15 protein-coding genes are annotated in these 16,311 nt (G+C 39.9%); all 15 read right to left on the bottom strand.

Translation table 11 applies throughout. The features are described 5' to 3' along the window. Positions 1-9: 9 nt before the first annotated feature. Positions 10-1,221, bottom strand: a complete 1,212-nt coding sequence (glp, locus tag UFO1_RS07855) for a gephyrin-like molybdotransferase Glp (RefSeq protein WP_038669880.1) — start codon at positions 1,219-1,221, stop codon at positions 10-12. 48 nt (positions 1,222-1,269) lie between these two features. Beyond that, positions 1,270-1,758, bottom strand: coding sequence for a molybdopterin-guanine dinucleotide biosynthesis protein B (gene mobB, locus UFO1_RS07850; protein ID WP_038669878.1), 489 nt, complete (start codon positions 1,756-1,758; stop codon positions 1,270-1,272). Further along, a complete protein-coding gene (locus UFO1_RS07845) occupies positions 1,755-2,369 on the bottom strand; it encodes a molybdenum cofactor guanylyltransferase (RefSeq protein WP_144390869.1) in 615 nt (204 codons plus the stop codon). Before UFO1_RS07845 ends, mobB begins: the two co-directional genes overlap by 4 nt. Beyond that, positions 2,338-3,309, bottom strand: a complete 972-nt coding sequence (gene moaA, locus UFO1_RS07840; RefSeq protein ID WP_038669874.1) for a GTP 3',8-cyclase MoaA — start codon at positions 3,307-3,309, stop codon at positions 2,338-2,340. The genes UFO1_RS07845 and moaA overlap by 32 nt, the downstream gene beginning before the upstream one ends. Before the next feature lie 75 nt (positions 3,310-3,384). After that, entirely contained in the window at positions 3,385-4,044 is a 660-nt protein-coding gene (locus UFO1_RS07835; protein WP_038669872.1) for a response regulator transcription factor, read from the bottom strand. Beyond that, on the bottom strand, positions 4,019-5,089 hold the full coding sequence (locus UFO1_RS07830) for a PAS domain-containing sensor histidine kinase (protein ID WP_038669870.1): 1,071 nt from the start codon (positions 5,087-5,089) through the stop codon (positions 4,019-4,021). Before UFO1_RS07830 ends, UFO1_RS07835 begins: the two co-directional genes overlap by 26 nt. 34 nt (positions 5,090-5,123) lie before the next feature. After that, on the bottom strand, positions 5,124-5,558 hold the full coding sequence (locus UFO1_RS07825) for a GAF domain-containing protein (protein WP_038669868.1): 435 nt from the start codon (positions 5,556-5,558) through the stop codon (positions 5,124-5,126). A gap of 121 nt (positions 5,559-5,679) precedes the next feature. Next, positions 5,680-6,381, bottom strand: a complete 702-nt coding sequence (gene narI / locus UFO1_RS07820; RefSeq protein ID WP_038669866.1) for a respiratory nitrate reductase subunit gamma — start codon at positions 6,379-6,381, stop codon at positions 5,680-5,682. Next, positions 6,378-6,944, bottom strand: a complete 567-nt coding sequence (gene narJ / locus UFO1_RS07815) for a nitrate reductase molybdenum cofactor assembly chaperone (protein ID WP_236639357.1) — start codon at positions 6,942-6,944, stop codon at positions 6,378-6,380. The genes narI and narJ overlap by 4 nt, the downstream gene beginning before the upstream one ends. Then, the gene (gene narH, locus UFO1_RS07810) at positions 6,913-8,394 is read right to left on the bottom strand and encodes a nitrate reductase subunit beta (RefSeq protein WP_038669863.1); all 1,482 of its coding nucleotides are present in this window, start codon (positions 8,392-8,394) and stop codon (positions 6,913-6,915) included. Before narH ends, narJ begins: the two co-directional genes overlap by 32 nt. Next, positions 8,384-12,073, bottom strand: coding sequence for a nitrate reductase subunit alpha (locus UFO1_RS07805; protein ID WP_038669862.1), 3,690 nt, complete (start codon positions 12,071-12,073; stop codon positions 8,384-8,386). Before UFO1_RS07805 ends, narH begins: the two co-directional genes overlap by 11 nt. Positions 12,074-12,095: 22 nt before the next feature. Then, positions 12,096-13,397 (bottom strand): MFS transporter, encoded by a 1,302-nt coding sequence (locus UFO1_RS07800; RefSeq protein ID WP_038669860.1) that lies wholly within the window; start codon positions 13,395-13,397, stop codon positions 12,096-12,098. Positions 13,398-13,548: 151 nt separating this feature from the next. Further along, the gene (gene asrC, locus UFO1_RS07795) at positions 13,549-14,496 is read right to left on the bottom strand and encodes a sulfite reductase subunit C (RefSeq protein ID WP_038669858.1); all 948 of its coding nucleotides are present in this window, start codon (positions 14,494-14,496) and stop codon (positions 13,549-13,551) included. A 20-nt stretch (positions 14,497-14,516) separates the two neighbouring features. After that, positions 14,517-15,311: an anaerobic sulfite reductase subunit AsrB gene (gene asrB / locus UFO1_RS07790; RefSeq protein WP_038669855.1), complete on the bottom strand. Its 795-nt coding sequence runs from the start codon at positions 15,309-15,311 to the stop codon at positions 14,517-14,519. Further along, positions 15,311-16,303: an anaerobic sulfite reductase subunit AsrA gene (asrA, locus tag UFO1_RS07785; RefSeq protein ID WP_038669853.1), complete on the bottom strand. Its 993-nt coding sequence runs from the start codon at positions 16,301-16,303 to the stop codon at positions 15,311-15,313. The genes asrB and asrA overlap by 1 nt, the downstream gene beginning before the upstream one ends. Positions 16,304-16,311: the final 8 nt, after the last annotated feature.

The following is a 16,311-nucleotide window of genomic DNA, read 5'->3' as shown; positions in this document are numbered from 1 at the left end:
TTTTCCTCTCTAATCAGTCAATAAACGAAGAGTTACCCTCGTTCCTATTGGTAAACAACTACTGTCCGCCGAAACATCAATAAGAGCGTTAGCTGGCAATAAGCCTGACAACATACCATTTCCTTGAAAATCAATCGGTTCAGCATATAGGGCTCCATCGACATTTTCGCACCTAGCCCAAATGAAGCGCCTAGACTTACTTTTTTTATTAAAGGCCTTCTTAAGCTTAGCTTCTGCTCTAGGCCTTTCAATCTCAATAATTCCTGCCATTTTTCGCAGTAAAGGCCTTAGTAGCACCTCAAAAGAAACATTTGCTGATGCCGGATTTCCAGATAAGGCTACCACCAATGTATCATGCCAGAAACCGGTTATTACCGGCATGCCTGGCTTCATTGCTAAGCGACTGAATAACATGGGAATTTTCATTTTATGAAATAATTGTTCCATTAAGTCATAATCACCAACAGACGCCCCCCCTGTAGTGATATACATAGCAATGTTCTCATGCCCTATTAGCTTTTTTTCCATTTCGATAATATCATCTTTGACCTGCCCTAAAAGAATCGGTTGTCCCCCAGCTTCTCTAACTTTTGCCATTAACATATAACTATTCGAATTCCGAATCTTTCCTTTGGTTAGAGGCTGATCAACACTAACAATCTCAGTCCCAGTAGCCAAGATAGCAACTTTAGGCTGCTCATAAATCAAGGGTCTACTCCTGCCTAGCATCGCTAGGACCCCCATCGCTCCATCCTTAATGACCGTGCCTTTTTTCAGCATAATCTGACCAATACAAATTTCTTCCCCTTGCCTACAGATATTGTGGTTGGCATCTGCAGCTGCGAAAATGCTAACCATGTCCTGTTGAACTTCTGTATCTTCCAGTCGAATGATAGCATCTGCTCCCTCAGGGATTTTCGCCCCTGTCATAATGCGTGTGGCCATGCCTATTTCAACTTTTTTACTTGGCCAACTGCCTGCTGGTACATAATCTACTTGTTTTAGCACCACAGGATTAAAAGAGGAGGCAGATTGTACATCTTCCATTCTTACTGCATAACCATCTAAGGGCGATCGATCAAAAGGAGGAAAATCCATATCTGCAATAATGTCTTCTGCTAATACCCGATTATAGCAATCTTCTAGGGAAATATGAGTTTTTTTTTGCAATTTTATTTTTTCTAGTAAAATTGACATAGAATCTTCTAATGATATTGCCATTTCCAAGTCTCCTTTCCCCAAATAGCAGATAAGAAATTAACCCTACAGCTATAGCGTTGAATCTTGAATTATATTTTCTAAAAAGTCAGCAACCGCTTCTATCTCATCCAATTTAAAATACGGTACACCCTCATAAATCTGTTGATCCGCAATTAACGCAATCCGATTCTTTTTGGGACCAATACATTCTATTCCCTGGCGGTGTACTTCAATTTGTGGTTTCTTTTCTTGTTTAAAGCCTTCCGTCAAAATCAAATCAACATTAGTAATACTCTGCACAATATCATCCAATACTGGTGGCTGAGCAAAGTTTTCTATTATAGCGACTTTCTTACTAGAGGCAATACATACAATATCAGCACCAGCTTGGCGGTGCTTGTAAGTATCAGTCCCCTTATGATCTATTTCGAAATCATGTCCATCATGTTTAATAACAGCAATTCGATAGCCACGACTTTTGAGCTCAGAAATAACCTTTACCAAAAGGGTGGTTTTACCACTATCAGAATAGCCCACAAATGATATAAGGGGTATCATACTTCTTTTTCCCTTCCCAATATTAGTTTTGCTTTTTCATAATCACTATACGTATTAATGTTTGTAAAAAGGCAATCATCCAGTTCATCTAGACAAGTAACAGGCACCCAGTGAATTTTATCTAACAATCTAAGAACACTGTATTGTTCCTTCGGAATAAGCTCTTCGATTATGCCAGCGCAAGGTTTTCGATAACAGGCCAATAGGGGTTCTATTTTCCCTTTACGTACCGTAACAGCCCCATCCTGGCTTCCCAAGGATTGAACAATAATTGGAATAATTTCAGGTTTTAAAAAAGGTGTATCACAGGCCGTAACAAAAACCCGAGAATATCGAGCATAGAATAGCCCTGCATGAATACCACTTAAGGGCCCTTTAGACATTAGGATATCAGGAACTTGCCGGACAGGCAGTTTAATATTTCTAGTGATGTTACTCACTACCACGATATCATCAGACAATGTTAGCATTTTTAACAATAAGTTATGGAGGATGTCTCCATTTTCCCAAGGAAGTGCCGCTTTGTCGCAGCCCATCCGGCTACTCTGACCACCTGCTAATACAACAATTGAAAACCGGTTACCCTCCAATACGATACATGCCCCTTTCACTTTTCTTTCCCTTCTTTAACTCATGTTCCATCGGCTTATTCCAAACCACTTGTCTTATCGTATCTAAAAGCTCTTGATCAGAGATTCCTGCACGTAAAACATCCCGCAAAGAATATTCCTGGTTCGATAATAAACAGGGCTTAAGGTTGCCATCGGGTGTAAGACGAATGCGATTGCAAGAACTACAGAAATGCTGGGACACGGGAGTAATAAAACCAATTGAACCCTGCGATTGGGGAAAACGATATACTTGAGCTGGAGAATTATTACTCACCTCTGGAAGCATTGTCGTAAAACCAGCGGTAATAAGTTGTTGCTTTATCTCGGCTGCGGTAAATAAGTAGTTTTTATCAGAGCAAAAGGGCATATATTCAATAAATCGAATTTGATATGGATTCTCCATAGCCAAATTCGCAAAGTCAGCAAGTTCATCTGAATTGAAATCTTTCATAACAACCATGTTTATTTTAATTGGCGTAAGACCTACTGCTTGCGCTTTTTTTATCCCTGCCAATACCTGATGCAATGCATCTTGTCCTGTTATTTGTTTAAACCTTTCGGGATATAAGGTATCAAGACTCACATTTACGCGTTTCACCCCTGCTTTCTTTAAAAGAGGAGCATATTCTTCGAGCATACTACCATTGGTTGTTAACACGACTTCTTTAATACCTGCAATCGCTGTAACCTTTTTTAAAAAAGGTATTAGACCTTTACGTACTAAAGGCTCTCCACCAGTAATACGTACTTTATCAATTCCTAAGCTGGTAAATGCATGGATAATTCGTAGTAGTTCTTCATATCGTAAAATATTGTCATGTTCCGTCCATTTTACGCCATCTGATGGCATACAGTATTGACAGCGAAAATTACATCTGTCGGTTACTGCTACTCGCAAATAATGAATGCGCCTGCCTACAATGTCATATAATCCATCCATCCTGCAACCTCCTACTTTGTAAACATCATGCATTTAACCCTAAAATTAGGATTATCTCATTTCTTCTTTGTAGTATTATCCCTCTAAATCTAATAGTCCTTTTTTTATGGCGTATTTCACCATTTCAGGCCTAGTTTTAAACTGGAGTTTTTCCATTATTCTAGTTTTATAAGCTTCAACGGTTTTGACGGAAAGGCAAAGTTGCTCAGCAATATCTTTATTAGCATAACCCATGGCTACCAAGCGTAATGTTTGCCTTTCTCGTTCTGTTAATAATGTTAGTGACTCAACCTCTTCCCTTTTATTTCCCTGTCGCAAGAATCCTTCAATTAACGATTTTGCGGCAGATGGATACAAATATGATTCTCCTTGGTGAACCGTACGAATCGCCTGAATTAAATCAAATTGAGGAGCGTTCTTTAAGATGTATCCCATTGCCCCTGCCTTTAGAGATTGAAACAAATATTCTTCATCATCATGCATAGTCAAGATCAGCACACGAGTTTGTGGTAGCAATTCTTTTAATCTTGCAGTAGCAATTAAACCATTCTCACCTGGAGGCATACTCAAATCCATAAGTGCGACTTGTGGAAGAAGTTTTAATCCTAATTCTACAGCTTCCCTTCCATCTGCAGCTTCCCCAACCACCTCCATGTCCTGCTGAGAATTAATTAGCATAGCTAATCCTGAACGGACAACAGCGTGATCGTCAGCTATTAAAACACGGATGGTCATAAGTTGTTTCCTCCTGTTTAGTTATGGGAACATTAACCCGAATCGTAGTGCCATGGCCAAAGTTGGATGTAATATCAAGAGTACCGCCAATCAATTCTGCTCGCTCTCGCATACCGTACAGCCCAAGTCCTGTTCCCTGTATTTCAATCTTTTCTATATTAAAACCCCGCCCAAAATCTGTAACTACTAAGTGCAACTGCTGATCCTGTTCTTCAAAATCGATCTGTAGTTTATCAATGTTCGCATATTTAGCTGCGTTAACCATAGCCTCTTGACAGATACGATATAGGGCCGTTTCAACCGCTGATTCGTAACGACGTTCTTTTCCTACAACAGATAACGTTGTTACAATTCCATAGGTTCGCTCAAACTGTTTTATGAAAGACCGTAGGGCTGGTAACAGGCCCCAATCGTCGAGGGAGGAGGGTCTAAGATCGACAGCAATGCATCGTACTTCATTTAAAGCCTGAACTGCCATATCTTGTACCATTTGAAAATGTTCTTTCAATTCATCTTTAAGTTCCATTTGCCCAATGATATTAAGCCCTACAATCATACTATAAATACTTTGTCCGACTCCGTCATGTAATTCGCGAGATACTCTCTTACGTTCTTCTTCTTGTGCTTGAATCATATAATTAGCCATCTTTTTTTGTAACTGCTTTTGTTCCTCTTTATTATGTTCTGACATATCCCTTAGTACAACTACCAACAATCCTCCCATGTGTTCTTGCAAACGAGTTGTACTTGCAGCTGCGGAAAAAATTTGCCCATTCCTATGCAATAAGCGAATTTCAAAAGAAGAAATACTTCCTAACTTCGTAAAACAATTTGTACAAACGGTGAAATCTGCGCATCTGTCCATTCCCTGGCAAATACTGCTTAATTTCACTTTATGAATAAGCTCCTTAGTACAATAACCTGTCAGAATTTCAATCGATGGATTGGCATCCACAATCATTCCTTGTTCGTCTAAAATGAGTATTGCATCGCTTACATACTGAAAAATCATTTTTAATAAGGATTCGGAAGTTTTTTGCCTCATACGACAGCCCCCAATGTAGCACATATATGATTTTTTAGAAGTCTATACTATTTTCTAGTTCTGTGGCAACTCGTTTGGATAAATCAATTACTACTCCCTCAATTACGCAAGGAGTACGGTAACCCACTAAAAGCACTCCTTTGACTTTTCCCTTTGTTAGTACTGGCACTCCTAGGGCAGATTGCAATTCTTCCGCGTAAAGAATCGGGTATTCTTGCGGATCTTCATGTTGCCGAGGTTCATAATGTTCCAATATCATGGGTCTGCCTGACATCAATACTTTCCCTGCAATTCCCTTGCCCAGACGCAGTACAATCCTTCGAAACCGTTCATTTTTATTACCCACTGCATACTTCCAGCGGATCGTAGATTCTCTTGACTCCTGGAGAGCTAACGCTGAGAAATCAGCCCCCGCCCTAAGTCGCAAATCCTCTAAGCATTTATTGATTGTACTCTCTAATGTATTCATAAAGTATTCTCCCGAAGTATTTAATCTTAATTTCAATTTATCACAGTTTCCTTTTAAAAGCAAAGTCGCAGGGTTATTACATAAGGGCAATCTCAAATACAACATGGATTGCCCTATGAAATCAATGAAAGGATTTATCTTTTAAATCCCGACTAAAATATTGAATATAGGTTCTGTATATATATTCGACTGGCATACTCCATACATGCACCAATCTTGTAAACGGCCAAATAGCAAACATTCCAAAGCCCGTCACAACATGAAGCTTAAATACCAAAGGTACACCAGTCATAAAGGAAGCATCCGGTTTCAAAAACAATAACCCTCTAAGCCAAGGACTAATCGTTTCTCGATAATCAAAGTTCGTCACCTGGAATACATTTGTAGCTGTACTTGTCAACCCTAAGACTACTTCTACTAGCACTAAAATAGCTACCAGTAAATCAGCCTTACTACTAACAGCAAATACACGGTCATTACCAAAACGACGGAAAGTTAAAATCAGAATACCTACTAACGTGACTACCCCTGCGGGACCTCCACCATAAACAGCGGCCATATGGTACATATGCTCGTTCACTCCAAGTGATTCAAAAAAAGTCTTGGGTATCAAGAGACCTGAAATATGACCTCCAACTACAGCTAATATACCAGCATGGAATAATATACTGCCCCACTGTAGACTGCGTTTTTCCAACAATTCACTGGATTTAGCCGTCCAGCCCAATTGATCCATGTTATAGCGATAAATATGTCCTACTATAAAGATAGTTAATGCTATATAAGGAAAAATCACCCATAGAAATTGTTCTATAAAATTCATGATATACCTTCTCCTCTGTGGGTAGTTTCTGCACATGCTATTGGCACTGTAAATCCTACACAAACTTCAAGCAATGCAGCATAGGGACTGCGTTTTTCTAGAAGTTGCTGCCATAGTTTTTCAATACCAGGATTTACGATCTCTAAAATTTGTTTACATGATTCCTGGTTAGCAATGGCTAGAAATTCAAGTAGCATAGGAAGGTAATCAGGTAATTCCTCAGTATCTACCTCAAATCCAGCTTGTCGGTAGATACCTTTCAAGTCGGCTAGTACTTGCCCACGCTTTTGATCATCGGGACAGAGTAGGGAGGTAATATACAGATTACAATGTTCACTAAAATCAAAGGTACTTACATAAAACTCAGCTAATTCCTCACAAGTATTATGTTCCAAGTAATCTAGAAGAGAATGTACCCTTTCCTCCATTGGCAAGTGTTCCAATTCACTTGCCAGCTGACGTAACTCATCAAATTTTAACCAACTGCTTTTTGGATATTGAAGCAAAATAGATAGCAATCGCAACATTTTCTTATCTACCATCTTCTTCACCTCTAATACCATAGCATGAGCTCCCTTGGGGCAGGGAATAACCGCAGCTACCTTGCTGTTTATATACATTAACGTATTTTTCTTGATGTGATGTGGGAATTACAAAACGATCCTCATATTTTGCAATAGCTAGAAGGCGATACATACGCTCTACAGCAATTTCATCAAGGCCGGCCTCTCTTAGCTTATCCTTGTCGACTTTTTGGTTTGTGTTGATTGATCGCATATAGGTACGCATAGCTAGCAGCTTACCTAAGGCCGACTTAACTGCTTTTGTATTACCAGCCGTTAAGATATTAGCTAAGTATTCGATAGGAATACGCATATCATCTAGTAGCGGGAATAGATTTTCATTTACGCCTTGCTCCTTTGCCACACTTACAATCGGGCTAAGAGGCGGTATATACCATACCATTGGCATGGTGCGAAATTCAGGATGTAATGGCAGTGCTATACCGTATCGGACGGCTAAATCATAAATAGGAGAACGTTTTGCATCTTCTAACCAGTCTTCACGAATGCCATCTAAGCGAGCCTTCGCAATCACTTCAGGATCAGTAGGATCCAAAAATACACTAAGCTGCGCTTGATATAACTCCTGTTCATTGCTAGTAGATGCTGCCTCTTTTACTCTATCAGCATCATACAATATGACTCCCATATACCGAACACGGCCTGAACAAGTTTCCGAGCAAACAGTAGGTTGACCTGACTCCACCCTTGGAAAACAAAAAATACATTTTTCCGCTTTATGAGTTTGCCAGTTAAAATAAACCTTTTTATAGGGACATCCAGTCATACACATACGCCAACTGCGGCAAGCATCTTGATCCACCAAAACAATCCCATCTTCTTCCCGCTTGTAAATGGCGCCTGAAGGACACGCAGCCACACAACCAGGATTTAAGCAATGCTCACAAAGTCTTGGCAAATAGGCCATGAAAGTTTGTTCAAACTCAAATTTAACTTTTTCCTGCATCTTCACTACATTCGGATCTCTAGTACCAGTTTGATGGGCACCGGCTAAATCATCTTCCCAGTTTGGCCCCCACTTTAAGTCCATATTTTTACCGGTAATTACTGATTTGGGACGAGCCACTGGCTGATAACGCTTTGTAGGACTGTTAATTAGTTTCTCATAATCGTATGTCCAAGGTTCGTAATAATCATCAAGGGTAGGCATATCGGGATTGTGGAATAATTTAAGTAATAACTTTGCTAAGCGGCTACCGCCTTTGAGCCGGAGTTTACCATCTTGTAATTCCCAGCCCCCCTTATACTTTTCTTGATTTTCCCACTCCATGGGATACCCAATACCTGGCTTGGTTTCCACATTATTAAACCACATATACTCAGCGCCTTCACGATTTGTCCAAGTATTTTTACAGGTCACACTGCAAGTATGACAGCCAATACATTTATCTAAATTGATTACCATAGCTATTTGTGCTTTAATCTTCAAGCCAAGCCACCTCCTTTAACTTACGAACCGCAACATAAATATCTCTCTGATTGCCAATTGGCCCGTAATAGTTAAACCCATAGCTAAGCTGGGCGTATCCGCCAATACACTGGGTGGGCTTAACATGAACTCGAGTAGGGCTATTGTGTGTCCCGCCCCGCTGTCCAGTAATAGATGAACCAGGAACATTAATGTGCTTATCTTGCGCATGATACATATAAAGAGTTCCTCTAGGCATACGATGACTCACCACGACTCTAGCAGAAACTACACCATTACGATTATACACTTCCACCCAATCATTATCCTTAAGATCCGCCAGTAAGGCATCCTGATGATTCACCCATACATGAGGTCCACCACGAAATAAGGTAAGCATATGCAGGTTATCTTGATAGGTACTGTGTATATTCCATTTGCCATGAGGGGTAAGATATCGCAAAACAATTTCTTTACCTTCCGCTTCGGGCTTATATTCTTTGCCAGCAAATAACACTGGAGATAAAGTCGGTTTATAGATAGGCATGGCTTCGCCAAACTCTAGCATGATTTCATGATCAATATAGAAATGTTGACGTCCTGTCAACGTACGGAAAGGCATCAAATGATCGATACTGGTCGTAAAGGGGGAGTAGCGTTTATCTCCTTTATTTGAGCCAGTAAATACAGGGGTAGGAATGACTTGCCTTGGTTGTACCGTAATGTCATTAAAAGTAAATTTTTCTCCTGCACGACCCGCGCTGATATCCTTAAGTTCCATACCCGTTTTCTTTTCTGCATCTTCCCAGGCTTTCATAGCCAATTTGCCATTTGTCGCACTCGATAGAGTAAGTATTGCTTCTGCCGCTTGGCGAGCTGTCTCAATACTAGGACGAGCAAAGGCTACACCAGGCACCATGTTCTTTCCATTAATTTTTTTAAGTTCTTCGTATTGTTCTTTAACAGGAAAAGCAATACCATGAGCACCTACTGGACTTTTTTCTAGTAATGGTCCAAGAGAAGTAAATTTATTATAAATTTCTTTATAGTCCCGCTCTACCATTACCATATTCGGCATCGTCTTACCAGGTATCGCCTCCACTTCCCCCTTGCGCCAATCTAGCACTTTACCAAAGGGCTGGGCAATTTCTCCTGGTGAGTCATGCATAAGAGGCACTGCCACAATATCTTGTTGTACCTCAGGTAGATATTCTTTCGCCATAGTAGAAAAGGTCTTAGCCAAATCCTTGAAAATATCCCAATCAGACTTGGCTTCCCATGGTGGATTAATCGCGGGATTGAATGGATGAACAAAAGGATGCATATCGGTACTACTTAAATCGGTTTTTTCATACCAAGTAGCAGCAGGTAATACTATATCAGAATAAAGAGCGGTGCCAGCCATGCGAAAGTCTAAATTAACCAATAAATCAAGCTTGCCTTCTGGAGGAGCATTATTCCAATGAACTTCCTCTGGTCTCAACTCTTCATTGGGTTCCGATAAAAGTCCATGGGAAGCTCCCAGTAGATATTTCAAAAAATACTCATGTCCCTTACCAGAACTAGAAATTAGATTAGAACGCCAGACAAACAATCCGCGAGGATGATTTTTGGCATTATCAGGATCTTCCACAGCAAAAGACATCTTTCTGTCCTTTAACTTTTTGACGACATGGCTAATGACTTCTTCAGTAGTTTCAGCTCCTGCTTCAGTGGCCTCTGTACTAAGCTGTAACGAGTTTTGGCTAAACTGAGGATAAGAAGGCATCCATCCGAGGCGAGCGGCCAATACGTTATAGTCTGCCGGATGGCTGTAGCGACTTTTTGCCACTGTTGGTGATTTTAATCCTTCCATGCTATGGGTTTCATACTGCCACTGATTGGTAGCAAAGTAAAAAAAGGAGGTCGCATTCTGAAGGCGTGGCGGCATTGACCAGTCGCGAGCGAAAGCCACAGTACCCCATCCTTCTATCGGACGACACTTTTCCTGCCCTACATAATGAGCCCAGCCGCCGCCATTTACCCCTTGGCAACCGGTTAGAATCACCAAATTCAATATAGCCCGATAAATGGTGTCTCCATTGAACCAATGATTAATGCCTGCTCCCATGATAATCATGGATCTTCCTTTTGTATCGGCAGCATTTTGAGCAAATTCTCTAGCTATCTGAATGACCAAATCAGTCTCAACATTCGTATGCTTCTTTTGCCAAGCTGGAGTATAGGTTGCTTCATCATAATAATCTATCGGATATTTCCCAGGCAGACCGCGATCGATTCCATATTGAGCTAACATAAGATCAAATACAGTTGTGACTCGTAGTAGTTTACCATTTTTCATGATTAATTTAACAGGAATACCTCGTTTAACAATTCCAGTGCCACCTTCCGTAAATTCAGGAAGATTTACACAGATTTGCTCATCTTCTTGCCCTAGGAGTGTTAATAATGGGGATAAAGTGTCACCAGCTTCACTCTCCATTTTTAGATTCCATTGTCCTGTACTATCCCAACGTTGACCAATGGTTCCCTTCGGAATAGCGAAGCCATCTTGTACTGTATCCCATAATACTGGTTTCCACTCTCCTTTATTCCCTGCTAACCCAAGATCACTAGCCCGTGCAAATCGGCCTGGAGTATATACCGTATCATTTTTTTCAATAAGCACCATAAATGGCATATCCGTAAACTGTTTAGCGTAATCCAAAAAATATTCTTCTTGTTTCTCAATATAGAACTCTTTCAAAATAACGTGGGTCATAGCCTGGGCTAAGGCCGCATCCGAGCCTGGATTAACAGGAAGCCAATTATCAGCAAATTTCACATTTTCCGCATAATCTGGACTAACGGCTACTACCTTCGTACCTTTATATCGGACTTCCGTCATAAAATGGGCGTCAGGTGTCCGAGTCATTGGTACATTGGAGCCCCACATTATGATATACCCTGCGTTATACCAGTCACTACTTTCCGGCACATCCGTTTGTTCCCCCCATATTTGAGGTGATGCAGGGGGCAAATCGGCATACCAATCGTAAAAACTTAACATAGGAGCACCTAAGAGAGATAAAAATCGGGACCCAGCCGCATAACTTACCATAGACATGGCAGGTATGGGCGTAAAGCCAGCAATACGGTCAGGTCCATAGGTGATAATGGTATATAACAGCATCGCTGACATGATTTCATTAACCTCTTGCCAGTTTGCGCGTACAAAACCACCCTTACCCCGTACTTGTTTATATTGCTTTGCTTTATCAGCATCTTCTACTATAGAACCCCAAGCTTTCACTAAATTGCCCTGACTATTTTCTACCGCCTCACGCCATAAGGCCAATAGTTGACGACGAATATAGGGATATTTGATCCTAAGAGGGCTATATACATACCAGGAAAAACTTGCACCTCTCGGACAGCCTCGAGGCTCAAACTCTGGCATATCAGGCCCTGTAGAAGGGTAATCCGTCTGCTGATTTTCTGAGGTAATAATACCATCTTTCACAAAAACCTTCCAACTACAAGATCCTGTACAGTTTACCCCATGGGTAGTACGCACGACTTTGTCATAACTCCAACGTTTACGATATATCCCTTCGGATTCTCTGTCATCTGCAACTACTTGGCTCCAGCCATCTTGCGACCTTTCTTTTGTTTTAAAGAAATTCAGTTTTTTCCATAATGGTAATTCTTTTTCATCCATATACTCTCACCTCCATATTTTTTTAACATTTTATCTCTGCGTCTCTACGATTGTAATAATGATAAATTACAAATAGACTGATTATGTAAGAGGCAATAAAACCATATAAGGCCATGGATGGCGATCCCGTAGCCTGCGTTGACCAACCAAAAGCCTTAGGAACAAAAAATGCGCCATACGCAGCAACTGCTGAAATAAATCCAATGGCTGGTGCTGCTTCTTTCGGATTAAAGATCTTAGAAAGCATTCCAAAGGTAGAGCCACTCGCCGCCCCAGAAGTAACAAACAAAATTAATGCCATGATAAAAAATGCGATAAAATTATGTTGGTTCATAAAGAAGATAACGCCTAAGGTGGCACCTATCATAACAAAAATAGACCAAAAGCTGACCCGCGCCCCGCCGTATTTATCAGCGGCCCATCCTCCAATGGGACGAGAGAGGGCACCCACTAGAGGCCCTAAAAAGGCATATTGCAAAGGATTAATACCTGAAAATTGAAATTTGATCAGTAGAGGAAACACTGCAGAATAACCGATAAAAGACCCAAAAGCAATGGTATAAATAAAACTCATAACCCACATATGTTTACATTTGAATATAATGAATTGTTCACGAACTGATGCTTTGGCTGTCTCCAAATTATTCATACCGAAAAAAGCAGCCACGGTAATCAATACAATGGGAATAATCCATATAAAAGCAGCATTTTGTAACCAAATGGATTTCCCAATCCCCCCATTCATTATAATTTGAGGTTCACCACCCATACTGCCAAAAATCCCACAGGTGATCACAAGGGGCGCTACAAACTGCACTACACTAACACCTACATTACCCAAGCCCCCATTTATCCCTAGGGCAGTTCCCTTCTGTTTTTTTGGAAAAAAGAAGTTAATATTCCCCATCGATGATGCAAAATTTCCTCCGCCTAAGCCACATAATACGGCCAATATAACCATGGTTGTATAGCTTGTGGTAGTATCCTGCACCGCATAGCCAATACCAATGGCGGGAATTAAAAGTGATGCAGTACTAATGACAGTCCAATTCCGTCCCCCAAAAACAGGTACTACAAAAGCATAAAAGATACGCAACGTTGCACCTGATAATCCTGGTAAAGCGGCTAAGTTAAATAACTGCTCTGCACTAAAGCTAAACCCTGCACTATTAAGATTAACGGCAACTACTGACCATAACATCCAAATACAAAAAGATATTAATAGTGCAGGAACCGAAATCCATAAATTCCGGTTCGCAATTTTTTTCCCCTCCTGTTCCCAGAATATAGGGTCTTCTGGATTCCATGTTTTCAGTTTATACAATGACTAGTCCCCCTTTTATAATATGAAGTCTATATTGTTAGATTTATTTTAATATTTTGCCGATAAAAAGTAATGTAGGGAATTCCCTATATACATTCTGGAAACTCCCTACATCGTCGAAAAATATTTCATTTTTCTCAATATTGCCAATTTACCAATAGATATATTCTGCTACCTGTGCCTCGCTATTTAAATTTACATCTTTTAATACCCAATTTTTAAATATTTGATAACCAGTACGATCAACAATGTACCCTACATGCTCTTTTCCCCCTGGTGCATCTTTATCGATATATTGATGAACATAGTCATAGGTATTCTTAAGTATCTCTAAAATACTTTCTTCATTAATCCATTTGATAAAGGGTTGAGCAATTCTCGGATTCTTTCTACCCGTTCTCCCCATAATTACAAGCTGATATAATTTTTCTGAATTTCTCGTCCAAGCTCCTGTAGGACACTTTAGCACACATTCTCCACAGCCAATACATTTATCAGAATTCCTGACCACCTTGAAGTTTTCAACCTTCAATGCACCAGCAGATTTCTTTTCACAAGTTTTTACACATGCTTGGCAGCCGATACACCGATAGGAATCATACTGTGGTTCGTTCATGCCAATAATACCAAAATCATTCATTCTTGCCTTAATGCAATCATTAGGGCAACCGGTAAGAGCAATTTTCACATGATAGTCATTGGGGAATATCACTTTCTCTATTCTTTGAGCAAAAGCACTTGTATCATAATTAGCAAATTGACATACCCGACTACCAATACAGGCCGCTACATTTCTGGTACCCGCTGCTGGATACCCTGCATTAGAATAGGTTTGGTTAATCTCAAGTCCTTCGATCAGACTTTGGATTATGGCATTCACCTCTGCCATTTTATCTATACTAATACCTGGGATTTCAAAGCCTTGTCGCGTTGTGATATGAATGGTACCATTACCAAAGGTTTCAGCTACATGCCTAACCGTCTCTAGATATTTGACTGCCATTTCTCCTCCTGGGACTCTTATTCGAACAGCAGTCTTATCTCTTTCCTTTGTTATGCGAAAGGCATTCTTTTTTAACATTTTTGTATTTATATCCATGGTTCATACTACCCTCCCTATTAATCAATAAAATTCTTAGCTTTTACATAGTTAAATACAGGTCCTTCAAGGCAAATATAGGTATCGTCAATTTTACAGTGCCCGCATTTACCAACACCACAGCACATTTTTCTTTCGTATGACACCCATACATTTTCTTCTTTAATCCCTCTTTTTAAAAATTCTGCCACAGTAAAACGTATCATTATGGGTGGACCAACAACAATTACATTTACCTCTGCTTGATTTTCAATGTGAATATCCTGTACATATTTTGTAATGAGCCCCGTATTTCCTTTATACATTACATCCTCTGAGCCATCGACCGTTACTATGACGTTAATGTTGTTTTGCCACTTCTCAAAATCATCTTTATACAGTATATCTTTAGGTGATTTGAATCCCGCAATCAGCGAAAAAGACGTAACCTCATTAACATTCTCAGCGAAATAATCTACAACACCTCTGACTGGAGCTAATCCCGTCCCACCAGCAGCTACAATTACTTCCTTTGATTGAAATAAGTTAATATCAAAACCATTACCATATGGTCCCCTTAGAAATAGTACACCATCTTCCTGTAGTTCATGAATTGTGTTGGTAACCAAACCAACTTTGCGAATTGTCAACCCAACATAACCTTCACCAATTTCACTTACAGAAATCGGAGCTTCGCCGTATTTAGGAATGGATACTTCAAAAAATTGTCCTGGCTTTACATCGCCCTTATATTCCATCAAGAAAGTATAATCAATAGCAGTATGAGGAATTATTTTTATAATTCGGGATTTAAAAGGTAGATACGTATTGTTCATTATTTCTCCTCCACTACATGGTTCAACTTATTTGCACAATGAGAAATTGATATATATTCTGGGCACGCATCATCGCATCTTCCACATCCAACGCACATATGATAACCAAAGCGTTTTTTATAATCATGAAGCTTATGCATCACTCTAAACCGCATGCGCTCTCCTTGTTTTTTACGGAAAGCATGCCCCCCTGCCATATCGGTAAAACCATCAACCATACAGGAAGACCAAACTCGTCTTCGCTCCCCCATGTTCTTATTTTCTTTATAAAAGATATCCTGCATAGAAAAACAACTACACGTTGGACAGACGAAGCTGCATCTTCCACAACCGATGCACCGGGAGGAGTATTCTTCCCAAATTGGAGACTCAGTTAGTCCAATTGTTACCGATTCTGGTAACGTTACCTTTATTTTATTTTCCATTACAAAACGCGGAGAGAGATCGACTACCTTTTCATCTAGCCGATCCAACTCTTTATTATTAATTCCTACATATACAAAATCATCCTCGACATGGATAAACATGTCATATTTGTCTGTAACATTCGTATTCATACTAGCGCAAAAACAGTTTGCAAAGCTTTCTTGACATTCTATGAGGCAGATTCTTACTTTTTCCCGAAATACTTTATAGTAAGGATCCTCACATCCATTTTTCAGATAAATGTCATCAAGCCTTTTTATGCCATGTATGTCACAACTTCTCAAAAACAGCAATATCTTTTTTTCATGAATCTTGGGTTCTGTCCAATTGTCCTCGCTAAAATAAAATAAAGTCTCAGTTATGGGCAAAAGAATTTCTTTTGCCGAAAAATTAGACTTTATCGATAGTTCTATCTCTTCCAAGCTTGTTATTTTCTGATATCTAACAGAATCCGTGTCGGTAAAGGCCCCCTTTCCAGAGAGACCTACTGGAGCAAAAATTTGATACTCCTTTCCTAATTCTTTTAAGTACTGATTGAACCTTATCCCTGTTACTTTATATGCCATTATTTTTT

The organism is Pelosinus sp. UFO1, assembly GCF_000725345.1.
GTDB lineage: Bacteria > Bacillota > Negativicutes > DSM-13327 > DSM-13327 > Pelosinus.
Note: the sequence above shows the minus strand (reverse complement) of the source record. Positions and strands in the feature narration are given on the sequence as shown.

Bases quoted from the DNA above. Each gene is read 5' to 3' on its own strand.
- asrB (WP_038669855.1), bottom strand. From the start codon at position 15,311: ATGAACAATACGTATCTACCTTTTAAATCCCGAATTATAAAAATAATT.
- glp (WP_038669880.1), bottom strand. From the start codon at position 1,221: ATGGCAATATCATTAGAAGATTCTATGTCAATTTTACTAGAAAAAATA.
- asrC (WP_038669858.1), bottom strand. From the start codon at position 14,496: ATGGATATAAATACAAAAATGTTAAAAAAGAATGCCTTTCGCATAACA.
- narJ (WP_236639357.1), bottom strand. From the start codon at position 6,944: ATGGTATTAGAGGTGAAGAAGATGGTAGATAAGAAAATGTTGCGATTG.
- moaA (WP_038669874.1), bottom strand. From the start codon at position 3,309: ATGGATGGATTATATGACATTGTAGGCAGGCGCATTCATTATTTGCGA.
- asrA (WP_038669853.1), bottom strand. From the start codon at position 16,303: ATGGCATATAAAGTAACAGGGATAAGGTTCAATCAGTACTTAAAAGAA.
- UFO1_RS07825 (WP_038669868.1), bottom strand. From the start codon at position 5,558: ATGAATACATTAGAGAGTACAATCAATAAATGCTTAGAGGATTTGCGA.
- UFO1_RS07805 (WP_038669862.1), bottom strand. From the start codon at position 12,073: ATGGATGAAAAAGAATTACCATTATGGAAAAAACTGAATTTCTTTAAA.
- mobB (WP_038669878.1), bottom strand. From the start codon at position 1,758: ATGATACCCCTTATATCATTTGTGGGCTATTCTGATAGTGGTAAAACC.
- narI (WP_038669866.1), bottom strand. From the start codon at position 6,381: ATGAATTTTATAGAACAATTTCTATGGGTGATTTTTCCTTATATAGCA.
- UFO1_RS07830 (WP_038669870.1), bottom strand. From the start codon at position 5,089: ATGAGGCAAAAAACTTCCGAATCCTTATTAAAAATGATTTTTCAGTAT.
- UFO1_RS07835 (WP_038669872.1), bottom strand. From the start codon at position 4,044: ATGACCATCCGTGTTTTAATAGCTGACGATCACGCTGTTGTCCGTTCA.